This is a genomic window from Nocardiopsis sp. NPDC058631, from assembly GCF_042716955.1.
Lineage (GTDB): Bacteria > Actinomycetota > Actinomycetes > Streptosporangiales > Streptosporangiaceae > Nocardiopsis.
Window position 1 is genome coordinate 5,375 of sequence record NZ_JBHXQY010000054.1, and the last position, 12,503, is coordinate 17,877.

General features: G+C 72.7%; 11 protein-coding genes. 4 read left to right on the forward strand and 7 right to left on the reverse strand.

Annotated elements, in window-relative coordinates; translation table 11 throughout:
* Positions 1-109: 109 nt before the first annotated feature.
* From ACFWTE_RS18370 to ACFWTE_RS18385, 4 genes are all read right to left on the reverse strand, one after another.
* Complete coding sequence (locus ACFWTE_RS18370) at positions 110-856, reverse strand: phosphoglyceromutase (protein ID WP_378780721.1); 747 nt, start codon at positions 854-856, stop codon at positions 110-112.
* A gap of 107 nt (positions 857-963) precedes the next feature.
* Entirely contained in the window at positions 964-1,494 is a 531-nt protein-coding gene (locus ACFWTE_RS18375; protein ID WP_378780722.1) for a YbjN domain-containing protein, read from the reverse strand.
* A 4-nt stretch (positions 1,495-1,498) separates the two neighbouring features.
* Entirely contained in the window at positions 1,499-2,797 is a 1,299-nt protein-coding gene (gene mshA, locus ACFWTE_RS18380; protein ID WP_378780723.1) for a D-inositol-3-phosphate glycosyltransferase, read from the reverse strand.
* 437 nt (positions 2,798-3,234) lie between these two features.
* On the reverse strand, positions 3,235-4,227 hold the full coding sequence (locus ACFWTE_RS18385; RefSeq protein ID WP_378780724.1) for a YbgA family protein: 993 nt from the start codon (positions 4,225-4,227) through the stop codon (positions 3,235-3,237).
* 73 nt (positions 4,228-4,300) lie between these two features.
* Between ACFWTE_RS18385 and ACFWTE_RS18390 the strand changes: the two genes are divergently transcribed.
* The 4 genes from ACFWTE_RS18390 (at position 4,301) to ACFWTE_RS18405 (ending at position 7,875) form a co-directional block, all read left to right on the forward strand.
* Positions 4,301-5,650 carry a cryptochrome/photolyase family protein gene (locus tag ACFWTE_RS18390; protein ID WP_378780725.1) on the forward strand — a complete coding sequence of 450 codons (1,350 nt, stop codon included), beginning with the start codon at positions 4,301-4,303 and terminating at the stop codon, positions 5,648-5,650.
* A 404-nt stretch (positions 5,651-6,054) separates the two neighbouring features.
* Positions 6,055-6,417 carry a BlaI/MecI/CopY family transcriptional regulator gene (locus ACFWTE_RS18395; protein WP_378780726.1) on the forward strand — a complete coding sequence of 121 codons (363 nt, stop codon included), beginning with the start codon at positions 6,055-6,057 and terminating at the stop codon, positions 6,415-6,417.
* Between the two features lie 5 nt (positions 6,418-6,422).
* Positions 6,423-7,367, forward strand: a complete 945-nt coding sequence (locus ACFWTE_RS18400) for a M56 family metallopeptidase (RefSeq protein ID WP_378780729.1) — start codon at positions 6,423-6,425, stop codon at positions 7,365-7,367.
* Between the two features lie 208 nt (positions 7,368-7,575).
* Entirely contained in the window at positions 7,576-7,875 is a 300-nt protein-coding gene (locus ACFWTE_RS18405) for a DUF2516 family protein (protein ID WP_378780731.1), read from the forward strand.
* 41 nt (positions 7,876-7,916) lie between these two features.
* Here ACFWTE_RS18405 and ACFWTE_RS18410 read toward each other — a convergent pair whose 3' ends face one another.
* The 3 genes from ACFWTE_RS18410 to ACFWTE_RS18420 all read right to left on the reverse strand — a co-directional run bounded on the left by ACFWTE_RS18410 (position 7,917) and on the right by ACFWTE_RS18420 (position 12,410).
* Complete coding sequence (locus tag ACFWTE_RS18410; RefSeq protein WP_378780732.1) at positions 7,917-10,364, reverse strand: hypothetical protein; 2,448 nt, start codon at positions 10,362-10,364, stop codon at positions 7,917-7,919.
* 69 nt (positions 10,365-10,433) lie between these two features.
* Entirely contained in the window at positions 10,434-11,447 is a 1,014-nt protein-coding gene (locus ACFWTE_RS18415) for a neutral zinc metallopeptidase (RefSeq protein ID WP_378780733.1), read from the reverse strand.
* Between the two features lie 75 nt (positions 11,448-11,522).
* Positions 11,523-12,410 (reverse strand): neutral zinc metallopeptidase, encoded by an 888-nt coding sequence (locus ACFWTE_RS18420; RefSeq protein ID WP_378780735.1) that lies wholly within the window; start codon positions 12,408-12,410, stop codon positions 11,523-11,525.
* Between the last annotated feature and the right edge of the window lie 93 nt (positions 12,411-12,503).

Here is a 12,503-nt window from a genome sequence, read left to right on the forward strand (position 1 = left end):
TACATCTGGTCGCGCTGCTCGTGATATTCGTACCCCCGCGCCCGGGTCCCGGCCACGGCCGTGCCCGTGCCGCGGTCGGCGGCACGGGCACGGGTCACGGGAGGGGCGGTTACTTCTTGCCCTGGTTGGCGACCGCCTCGATGGCGGACTTGGCGGCCTCGGGGTCGAGGTAGGTGCCGCCCGGGTTGGTCGGCTCGAAGGACCCGTCCAGCTCGTAGACCAGGGGGATGCCCGTCGGGATGTTCAGCCCCGCGATGTCGGTGTCGCTGACGCCGTCCAGGTGCTTGACCAGCGCGCGCAGCGAGTTGCCGTGCGCCGCGACCAGCACCGTCTTCCCCGCGGCCAGGTCCGGGACGATGGAGTCGTACCAGTACGGCAGGGCGCGGTCCAGGACGTCCTTGAGGCATTCGGTGCGTGGCAGCAGCTCCGGCGGGAGCAGGGCGTAGCGGGCGTCACCGGACTGCGAGTAGGGGTCGTCGTCGGCGATGGGCGGCGGAGGGGTGTCGTAGGAACGGCGCCAGACCATGAACTGCTCTTCGCCGTACTCGTCGCGCGTCTGCGCCTTGTCCTTGCCCTGGAGGGCGCCGTAGTGGCGCTCGTTGAGGCGCCAGCTCCGCTCCACGGGCAGCCAGTGCAGGTCGGCGGCCTCCAGAGCGAGGTTCGCCGTGCGGATGGCGCGCTTGAGGAGGGAGGTGTGCAGCACGTCGGGCCGCAGCCCGGCGTCCTTGAGCAGCTCTCCGCCCCGGCGGGCCTCGTCCTCGCCCGTCGCGGAGAGGTCGACGTCCACCCAGCCGGTGAACAGCCCCTTCGCGTTCCAGACGCTCTCACCGTGTCGCAGCAGTACCAGAGTTCCCATGGGGCAAGCCTAGCCACCCGCCGGTTCGGCTCGGGCGCCCACCCCGCACCTGCGCCCCGCAGCGGCGCTGCCTGCCCGGATCACCGCGCCGGGTCCGGCCTTCGGCCCTACCGGTCCTCTCCCGACTCGGCCAGGTGCGTGAAGGCACGCAGGTTGCGCATGTCGTGGCCGCGCTCGGCGCGCCACTTCCACTCCTTGCGGATCGCCGACGCGAACCCGCGCTCCAGAGCCCCGTTGAAGTTCTCGTCCGAGTAGGTGAGCACGCACCCGAGCAGCCGGTCGACCTCGTCGGGTGTGACGCCCTCCAGCGGCAGACGGCCCCGGATGTACACGTCGCCCACCTCGTCGGCCGCGAACGCCATCCCGTACATGTCGGTGTTCTTGCGCATCAGCCACAGGTAGAACCCCGCGTGGTTCTCGTCCGGCTGGCGGCAGAAGAACGAGGTGAGGGTGAGGCTGTGCGGCCCGGTCTCCAACCAGACGAGGGTCCTGAGCTTGGCGCTGCCCGGAAGCGTGACGAGGAACGACCCCTCGCGCGGGCACTCCACCTCCAGCCCGGCCCCGGTCACCGCTGCGGTGATCGCCTTGACCGCGGTCTCGCGCGCCCCTTCGGTACCCACCTCGTACGTCCCCCTCACTCGGTCACCTGTTCGCGGCCAGCGGCAGTGCGGGCGGAGCGATGCTCGCGCTGTACACGTCCAGCAGCTCGTCCACCGTCCGCGACCAACCCAGGGTGGCGGCGTGCTTGGGTGCCGCCATGGCCAGCTTGGCACGCCAGGCCGGTTCGGCGATCATCCGGTGCAGCTGGGCCGCGTAGTCGGCCGGGTCGTGCCCCTCCACCAGGACCCCGGACACCCCGTCCACCACCGCCGTGGTCAGCCCGCCCACGCGGGCGGCGAGCACCGGGGTGCCACAGGCCTGGGACTCCACCGCCACCAGGCCGAACGATTCGGAGTAGGACGGCACCACGGTCACCGCGGCCGCCCGGTAGTGCTCGGCCAGCCGTTCGCGGGTCTGGGCCGGCTCGATCCTCACCACGTCCGCCACCCCCAGGGAGCGGGCCAGGTCCGTGAGCAGCCGGGGTTCGCGCATCCCTCCGCCGGACAGGCCGCCGACCACGCCCACCACCAGGCGCGAGCGCAGGGAGGGGTCGCGCCGCAGGAGGTCGGCGGCGGCGCGGATCAGCACGTCTGGGGCCTTCAGCCGTTGCACGCGGCCCACGAACAACAGCAGCTCGGTGTCCGGCGGGAGGCCGATACGCGCCAGGGCGTCCCGGCGCGAACCCGGGCTGAACACCTCCAGGTCCACCCCGGGCGGGATCACGCTGATCTGGCCGTCGCGCGCGCCGTAGTGCTCGCGGAGCTGGCGGGCCTCGTCGTCGGTGTTGGCGATCAACCGGTCGGCCTGGTGGACCAGCTGGTCCTCGCCGCGCACACGCAGCTCGGGTTCGGGCACGTCGCCCTCGGCGAGGGCTGCGTTCTTCACACGCGCCATGGTGTGCATCGACTGGATCATCGGTACGCCCCACCGGCGGGCCGCCACGACACCGGCGCGGCCGGACAGCCAGTAGTGGCCGTGCACGAGGTCGTAGTGGCCGGGGTCGCCCTGGGCCTCGGCGCGCAACAGGCCGAAGATGAAAGGACACAGGTGCTCGGCGAGGGTGTTCTTGTCCAGGTGGCCGTAGGGCCCCGCGGGAACGTGCCGTACGTTCACGCCGGGGGCGAGCTCCACGACCGGGGGCAGGTCGGGTTCGGTCGCACGTGTGAACACGTCGACGGCCACGCCGCGTTCGGCCATCCGACGGGCCACCTCGACCACGTAGACGTTCAGCCCTCCGGCGTCACCGGTGCCCGGCTGGTCGAGCGGTGAGGTGTGCAGGCTGACGGTCGCGACTCGGGAAGGGACCGCCGCCTGTTCTCCCACGGGAACGATTCCAGACACCGGTGGGTCCCTTCAGGTCGCGTATACAGCCGCTGTCCTCAACAGCGACGAAGGTACACACTGTTCCCGCCCGGATTGTCCGAGGGGCCTGCTATTGACCGTCCGGCGATCAGGGTGTAGCGGGCCATCCCGTCACCAGGAGGTCCACCGTGTCGGGAAAGGCGCGCTCGCGCGTGGCGAAGTCGCGCCCTGCGCCCGCGCGGACTGTGGCCACCGTCATACCCGCGCCCCGCGGGAGTGCCAGCGGATCGGCTCGCCGCGGGACACTCTTTCTGCCGAGCGGGGACGGACGTCGCGGCCCGTCGCCACCGGGATCGCAGCGCCGGTGACGAAGCCCTTCGACGGGAGACACCCGTCACGGTGGGACGGCCCCCGCCCGCCGGTGCCGCCCAGACATCACGCGGCGCGCTTTCGCCCGGAGGTGGCGGCCATGCTGCTCAGACCGAGACGGCATGTCGAAGCCGCAGGTCGTCGGGGTACGGGCGCAGGTACGTCTGGTTCCTGGCCCACGCGACCTCCTCCGCCGCGCAGTGGTGGCGCAGGAGGGCCACCGGGACGCTCAGCGGCACCTGCTCCCTGCGGTAGTCCTGGATCGCCTCCAGCAGATCGTGCCTGCGGGCGTCGTCCAACAGGGAACTCAGCATCCCGAAGGCGTGCTGGAGCGCGTTGACGTGCCTGCCCCGGCTCGGCAGGACCGCCATCGCCCGGTGGAACGCCTCCGTGTACGAGGCGACGGTCTGCTCGCGGTCGACGGTGCCCGCGCGGGCCACGATCCGCCCGGTCTCGCGGTACCCGTCCGGGGAGTGCGACATCAGCTGCAGCTTGTGCCGGGTGTGTAGTTCCACCAGGTCGCGGGTCCGCCACGGGGACTCCCAGAGCGCCCGCAGCCTGGCATGGGCGAACACCCGTTGTGCGAACTGCTCGCGCAGCACCGGATCGCACAGGCGCCCCTGCTCCTCCACGGGAAGGGAGGGCAGCAGCGCGGTGAGTCTGCGGGCGAACGCCCCCCGCCCCTTGCCGTCCACGCGGTTGCCGGCCTCGTCGAACACCGGAAGGGCGAACAGGCCGCAGCTGGGCGACTTGTTCTTGAGGACGTACCCGTCCAGGCGGCGCAGCTGGGCGAAGTGCTGGTCGGCGGTCCCGGCCAGTTCGTCCGAGACGTCGGTGCCGTCCTTGCTGGAGACCACCCGGTCCTCCCCGTCGCGACGCTGGAGGCGCAGCGTCGGGCGCGGGACGCCCAGGCCGATCTCGGCCTCGGGGCAGACCGGAAGCCAGTTGACGTGCCGGTCGAGCTCGTCGGTGAGGAAGCGGGAGCGCGAGTGCCCGCCGTTGTAGCGGACCGGCGCGCCCAGCAGGCAGCTGGACACACCGACCAGCGGGCGAAGCGGGGGCTTCACAGTGGTCTGTGCAGGTGGCAGGCGTGTCTTCATGGGTCATCCTTACCCGGTCGAGGGGGGCCGCATCGGATTTCCACAGGAGCATTCGTGGAACTAGGGTGTTGTGATGAACACGAAGAGTAGTGATTCGCGTGATCCGGGCACTGGGCGTCGCTCGGCTGCCCCCACACTCGTCCTGTTCACCCAGGACCTCCGCGTCCACGACCACCCCGCGCTCACCGCCGCGCTCGCCCGCACCGGGACCGTCGTCCCGGTGTTCGTGCTCGATCCCGCGGTGGCGGAGCGCTCCTCCCGCAACCGCGTCGCGCACATCAACGGAGCCCTCGCCTCCCTCCGCGCCGGGCTCCGCGAACGGGGAGGCGACCTGGTGGTCCGCCGGGGGGACACCGTCGAGGAGGTCACCGCCCTGGCCGCGAGCACCGGTGCCGACACCGTCCACGTGACCGCCGGGGTCAGCGCCCTGGCGGCCCGCCGCGTCCGGCGGCTGCGCGCGGCAGGGCTGTCCGTGCAGGCCTTTCCCGGCCTCACGGTGGTCCCTCCCGGGGAGGTCACCCCGGTGAGCGGGGACCACTACAAGGTCTTCACCCCCTACTGGAGGGCCTGGGAGGCGCACACGTGGCGGGAGCCGCTCCCCGCCCCGGGCCGGGTGGACCTCCCCGACGGAGTGCCGCCGGGAGACCTTCCCGGCGACGACGGCCGCGGCAGGGGACTGCTGGCCGAACACCTGCCCGAGGGCGGTGAGCACGCCGCCCGCGAACGGCTGCGCACGTGGGTGGAGCACGGACTGGCCGACTACCCCGACCGCCACGACGACCTGCCCGGGGCCGCCACCTCTCACCTGTCCGCCGATCTGCGCCTCGGCTGCCTGTCCCCCCTGGAGACCGTCCTGGCCGCGGACGGGCACTCGGGTTCGGATGAGTTCGTCCGCCAGCTGGCGTGGCGCGACTTCCACCACCAGGTCACCGCGGTCTTCCCGGGCATGAACGTCCGCGACTACCGGCCCCGGGACAAGGAGTGGCGGCACGACCCCGACGCCCTCACCGCCTGGAAGGAGGGCCGCACCGGGGTGCCGATCGTCGACGCCGGTATGCGCCAGCTCCTCCACGAGGGGTTCATGCACAACCGGGCCCGTATGATCACGGCCGCCTTCCTCACCCGCACACTGCGCGTGCACTGGAGGGAGGGGGCCGACCACTTCTTCGAGCACCTCCTCGACGGAGACGTGGCGAACAACTACGGCAACTGGCAGTGGGTGGCGGGGACGGGCAACGACACCCGTCCGAACCGGTCGTTCAACCCGCTGCGCCAGGCCCGGAGGTTCGACCCCGACGGCGTGTACGTCCGCCGCTACCTGCCCGAGCTCGCCGGCCTCCCCGGCACCCGTGCCCTCACCCCCTGGCGGGAGGAGAAGGCCCCGGAGGGGTATCCGCCACCCATCGCCGACCCGGGGCACTGACCCGGGGCGGTCCGGTGCCGAGCCCGGTGCCGTTCCGCAGCCGGTCGGCCCGCGGCCCGCAGGGCCCGTGAGTCCCACACACCCCGGTCGTCCCAGCGGTCCTCGGCAGGCCCGTGCGTTCCGACGGTCCGGCCGATCCCTCCGGCCACCGCTCCGTTCTCGCCGTCCAGTGCCCGGCCCTTCCCTCCCACACCCCTCGCGGCCGGGGCTCCGACCAGGCCCTCCGTGAGCGCGATCCGTCTCACTCCGGTCGGGACGGAAGGCCGTCCCGGAGCGGCGCCGCCCCGGCCGGAGCCGCCCGCCGGCCCCCGATCCGCAGCCCCGGATCCCTTGTCCCACAGGACACGAGCATTTAACGTGGGGGTACGACAGTGCGTAGTACGACCCCCAGTAGACTCGTGTCCATGAATCGGCTCGGCGAACTCGAACGCGCGGTGATGGATGTACTGTGGGCACGGAATGAACCGATGACGGTTCGTGAGGTCGGCAAAGCGCTCGCTGAGCGCGACCTGGCCCACACGACCGTCATGACCGTGCTCGACAGGCTCGCCAAGAAGAAGGTCGTCACCCGGGCACGTGAGGGTCGTGCGTGGCGGTACCGTCCGGCAGCCAGCCGTGAGGCATACGTGTCCGAGCTGATGTTCGACGCTCTCGGACAGACCGGTGATCGTGACGCGGCCCTGGCCGCCTTCGTCCAGTCCATGGACGGCACGGAGGCTGCCGCGCTTCGGCGCGCACTCGCGGAAATCGAGCAGCCAAGGAACTAGTCCGTATGGTCAGTGCCGCCCTACTCTTCCTCGTCGCGGTCAGCTGCGTCATCGCCATGGAGGCGCTCCACCGGGCCAAGTGGCCCTCGCGTGGTCCCTACACGGCGGTGATCGCCTGGCAGACCCTCGGCCTGGCCTGGGGTGTGTCCACCATCGGCGCGCTCCTGGCGTTCGGACTGTCGTCCTACGAGCTCGGCGCGGCCGGGGGCTCCCTGGCCCTCGCCACCGACGCCGTCACCGGCCGGCTGCTCCTCACAGAACTCTCCCAGGGTGTCGAGGGCGTCAGCCACATCGTGGCCGTCGTCCTCGCGATCGTCCTGACCCTCGTGCTGTTCTACGGCCTGGTCTCCTCCTTCGTACAGGTCGTCCGCGTCCGCCGCCGCCACCACGACCTCCTCGAACTCGTCGCCAGCGAGCACCCCGACGTGCCGGGGGCACGCGTGGTCGACCACCCGGCCGCCGCCGCCTACTGCCTTCCGGGCGTGCTCCGCTCCCAGGTGGTCATCAGCGCCGGTGCCCTCGCCGTCCTCGACAACCGCGAGCTCGCCGCCGTCCTGGCCCACGAGCACGCCCACCTCCGCCAGCGCCACGACCTCGTGCTCCTGCCGTTCTCGTCGCTCAAGCGCGCGTTCCCCCGGTTCCGGCTGGTCCGCACCTACTACGAGAGCGTCGCCCTGCTCATCGAGATGTGCGCCGACGACCAGGCCAGCCGCCGCAGCTCCTCGCGTGGGCTCGCCATGGCGCTCCTGCGTTTCGGCGCCGCCGGCCCCGCGCCGGTCCCGGCCGGGGCCATGGCTGCGGTCAGCGAGGCCGAGCCCGGTGTCATGCAGCGGGTCAACCGGCTCCTGCGCCCCGACGACGAACTTTCGTACCACGCGGGCGCGGTCATCATGGGAGGCTCGGCGTTCCTGCTGGCCGCGGTCACCTGCCTCTGGCACATTCCGGTGTGACCACCGGCCGCGCAGGTCAGGGGTCCGCGGTCGGGCCCACCTGGTGGACGCACGGTCGTGCGTCCGCGGACACCCCCACCCCGGTGGCCCTTTCGCGCGGGGCACGACACATGTGATCCGGGCCTCCGCGGGCACGATTACCGGCCCCGGTCCGTTTACGGTGGAGAGCGGGCGGATCCCCGCTCGGAACGTATGGGGAGTGTGCGTCTTGTTCGGACTGATCTGGCAGGCCATCTACCTGGTCACCTTCGTGGCCAGTCTGTACGCGTTGATCGAGGCGATCCGCACGCCTGCCGCGGCGTTCGAGCTGATGGACAAGCAGACCAAGAAACTGTGGGTCATCCTCACCGGCGTCGCCACGGGACTCTCCCTGCTGGCCACGCTCTCCGGCAGCGGGATGTTCGTCATCCTCGGCCTGGTGGCCACCCTCGTCTTCCTCCTCGACGTGCGCCCGGCGGTCAAGGGCGTGGGCGGAAACCGCAACAACGGCCCCTACGGGCCCTGGTAGGCCCTCGCGTCGCGGTCTCCGACAGGCCCCCCACCCGGGGGTCACCGGCCCCCCTCGGCGACCGTGCCCGCCTGGGGAGCCTGAGCACCCCCCATGGCGCCCATCACCAACCGGAGCGCCCCTGAGTAGGCCGGGTCGCTCGTGTAGTACGAGTGGCCCAGGATCTCCGGCCTCCTGGCCTCCCCCGGCGGGGCGTCGTAGCCCCGGGGGTCCGGGAGCGGCTCCGCCTGGCCCACGGTGCGCAGGGGGCCCGGCCCACCGCAGCCGTCCCGCAGCCGCACCGGCCCCGCGATCGCGTCGGTGACCCGCCACAGGTTGTGCCACGCCGACACCCGGTCCCGGAGGTCGGCGAACGGCTCCGGCCCGAAATAGGCCGGGAAGTACCTGGCGTACAGGCGGTCCAGCGGGGAGCCGTGCGTGATGAGCGCGATCCTGCCCAGGCAGTCGCCGGGCAGCTGCCACACCGTCGCCGCAGCCAGCACCGAGCCCTGGGAGTGCCCCGACAGCACCACGTCGGTGCCCTCCCGAGTCATCATGGCCACCCGCGCCGACAGCTGCGGTACCGCCCGTTCCGCGTAGGAGGGCGGCGCCAGCGGGTGCGCGGCCCGCGGCCAGAAGGTGCCCACGTCCCACAGGGCGCCGACCGCCTGCCGGGTCGGCCGGTCGCGGTACGCGCTGCGCCCGATCCACGCCAGCGTCACCAGGGACGCCCCGCCCAGCAGCGAACCGACGCCGATCAGCACCGACACCGTGCTCTGGGCGATCCCCCGCACCTCGCCCGCCACCGCGGTCGCGGCGGGGGCCGGGCCGGCCGCCAGATGGCCCGTCAGGGCCGAGTAGAGCGCCAGCGCCCCCAGGGCCACCGCCGGGAACAGGAAGGCCGCCAGCACGGAGGGCAGCACCTCGGTCATCCGCCCCGCCGCCCGCGCCCGGGCGATCTCCCAGGTGCGGCGGTCGCGCACGCTGCGGACGTAGTCCTCGGTGACCTTCGGCAGGTGCGCCCGGGTGCTCCGGCGCAGCTCCAGGGTGAGCACGGCCACCACGCCCACCGCGATGGCGGCCTCCAGGGCGAACGCCAGCTGGAGCCACGAGTAGGCGGGGGGCGCGGACAGCGGCAGGCAGTCCGCGCCGGGGGTGGACAGGGAGCCGCAGCCGCTCAGCCACAGCGAGCCCTGGTAGACGAGGGCCGCCGAGAAACCGCCACCCAGAAGGGTGCCCAGGGCGGCGGTGGCCGGGCCCGCCAGGCCCCGCATCGCCGCCCCGTCGTGCGCCCGGTCGGCCGAGAACAGGATCAGCGCCGCCACCAGCATCAGCAGCACCAGGGCCACCTGCACGGCGAACAGCGTGTTGAGAATCGCCCCGTTGCCGGGTAGCCGGCCGGAAGCCGCCCAGCCCGGCCGCGGCCAGGCCGTGTATACGGCCACCGCGATGCCCAGGACCAGGGTGGCGTCGCGCAGGCGGCGGCAGACCCGGTCGGCCCGGGCGTTCCAGCGCGGGTCCACGCCCGGGACCAGCACGCTCAGGCTGCTCGCCGTGACCACCACCGCCAACAGGGCCGCCAGCACCGCACCGGCCGTCCAGGGGCCGGCGCCGCCCGTCGTCGAGCCCAGGTCGTGCCGGAACGCCGGGACGAGCAGGAGCGCGGTGACGGTGCCCAGGGCCACGGAGATATGGGCCGAGCGCAGCCGCGCCATCGTCTCGCTGTTGCGCCAGAAGCCGGCGTGGCTCAACGGAGCCGCCGCACTCGGCCTGGGTGGCACCGACGCGGCGACGACCTCGTAGTCGGCGGCCGTGCGCCGCGACAGCCTCCACAGCACCACCACCACGGCCACCGGCAGCACGGCGCCGACCAGCAGGGCCGTCCCCGGAGCGGACAGCACCGAGGCGGGCGAGGCCAGGAACGCCAGCCACGGGCGCGCCCGGACGCACTCCTCCCCCTGCCCGGCCGCGCACTGCCAGGCCACCAGGTCCATGCCGAGCCCCCCGGCGGCAAGGGTGATGAGCATGGTCAGCGACAGCGCCAGCAGGCGCACGCTCGCCCCGTACGCGTTGTTGGCCAGCCGCCGCACCCCCGTGGGGGCGCGGTCCATCCGGCCGGGCCGCATCCAGTACGCGACGTTGGTCAGCATGAACGGCAGCAACAGCAGCCAGAACGCCCGCGAGGAGCTGCCGGAGGTGAGGTTGCCCCAGGCGAAGATCTCCCGGCGCACGCCGGGAACGGTCTCGGTGTCGGCCTTGCGGCGCCACCGGAAGAACCCCGCCAGCCGGTCGCCCCCCACCCGCATGGCGGGCTCCACGTCCAGCAGCTCCTCGGCCTGGCCGCCGCTGACGCCGTGCACGCGCAGCTCCACGCAGGCGCGCACGGGCGGGCCCGACCCGGCCGGCGCCGACGAGGGATCGGACGAGGGCGGGACGGAGGCGGAGGTACGGGGGCCGGGCACGGCCGGTTCGGGCCCGGGAGCGCCGTGCGATGCGGTGGGGTCCGACATGTGAAGTATCCTGCCACGCTGCGTGTCCGAGCGACAGCGCTCGATGAGACCTGTGGACGGCTCCGGTGCTCAGTACACGAGCGTCTCGTCGTCCAGCTCCCAGGTGTTGCAGGCGGCCGGTGTCTGCTCCTCCCAGCCCCGGCTGGTCCAGTGCACGCTGTTGTCCGCGGACCCGTGCGTGCGCTCCTCCTCGTCGCCGTCCTCGCGGTCGGCGGTCGCCCTCGCGTCGGTCAGGACCGCGTCGAGGTCGTCGCGCTCCAGCGGGAAGCTCACCCGGACGGAACCGAGGAACGCACCGGACAGGCAGTTCGCCTGGAGCTCGCTGCGGCGCGTCCACGCGTTCCGCTCCGGGTGGCGCTCCTCCAGCTGGCGCTGCTCGTGGTAGTACTCCAGCAGACCCGACTCACCCTGGACGTGGTGACCGTACTCGTGCGCCAACAGGGAGGCGTACACCACCGCCCGCGAGGCGCCGTTCCACTTCTCGACCACGTCGGCCGTCCCGATGTAGATGCTCGTGCTCGCACGGCAGTAGAACGCGCCCGCCTGTGACGGGTAGGGGCGGCACGGGCTCACCCCGGGCTCGTCCCAGAACACCCTCTTCGGAGGCGTGAACGGGATGCCGGCACGGGCGAACTGGGTGGCCCAGGCGTCGTCCAGGCAGTCCGCCACCGCGTCCAGGAACTCCCTCATCGACTCCCCCTCGTCGACGTCCAGCTCGGGGGCCGGGCACGGGCGCGGACTCAGACGGCCGGTCTCGTACAGCGGGTTCGCGACCAGTGCCTCGTGCCCCGACGGGCGACCCTCCTGCCCGAAGGGGTCGGCGGGGTCGAGGTCCGCGTCATCCCCCGAGGGGCTCTGCCCCGGCTTGTCGTCGAACTCGGTGTCGGGCACCGCACCGGCCCCGCCCTCGTCGGACACGGGGGCGGGGCCGGTGCCCTCCTCGTCAACGGTCGTCCAGGACAGCAGCGCCAACGCCAGGAGCACCACCACGAGGGCGGTCACCAGACCGAGCGCACGCCGGTCGGCGCGCCGCGCCTGCCCCGGCGGCGCCGAACGGGGAGACTCACCGAACCCTGTGTACACCCCTGTCCGCCCACCCTGTCGTCATCGTCGACCGGGCCTGACGGCCGGGCCCCTGCCAACTCCCCCGCGGGCGCCTCACTCGACCAGGTCCTCGGGGGCGTTCCACGTGTTGCACGACCCCGGATCCACCCGGTCCATGCCGTGCGCGGTCCACAGGCGGCCGTTGCGAGCGGAACCGTGCGTGTGCTCGCTGCCGCGGTCGGCGCGGAGGCCGACGTCGTCGAGGATATTCTCCCGTTCGGTCCCGCCGTAGCCGAGCCCTGACCCCGAGGCTCCCAGGAACACCCCGCCCAGGCAGTTCGCCTGGAGTTCGTTGCGCCTGGTCAACGCGTCGGCGGTCTCCTGGTCCACCCCCGCCCGCGCCTCGTGGAACTCGGCGAGGATGCGCGACTGCCCCTGCACGTGGTGTCCGTACTCGTGGCTGAGCAGGAACGTGTACGCCTCGGGTCTGTCGCTCCCCGCCGACGCCGCCACGATGTCCTCGACCCCCAGGTAGAGGCCCTGGTTGGCCTGGCAGTAGAACGCCGCGGTGCCCTGGGTGGGGAACGCCCCGCACGGGCTGTTGCCCGCCGAGTACCAGTAGACGCGGTTCGGTGAGGTGAACTCCATCCCCGCCGACGCGAAGTAGGCGCTCCACGCCCCGTCCAGGCAGTCGGCGATCTCGTGGACGAAGGCCTCCACCGACTCCGGGTCCTCCGGGTCCAGGTCGGGAGCCTCACAGGTCACCTCGCCGAGTTCCCCGATCCGGTACAGCGGGTTGTCACCGAGCATGTCGACCCCGGCGGCCGAGGTCTGCGGAAGTTCGTCCCCGCCCCCGTCTTCGGCAGCGGCCGAGTCCGCCGACGGAAGCGGATGGGACCACGCCGCGTCCGAGGACGGCAGCATCGCGGAGAAGGCCAGGAAACCGGTGAAGCCGACCGCGGCCAGGCCCGTGCCGAGTGTGAGGGACACACCCAGGCCCATGCGCTGGAAGAATCCGGGGCGCTCGGACCAGAACTCCGGTCCCCGAACCGGCCCGCGCCTCACCACGGCGGTGCCCCGCGGTCCGGGAGCGCG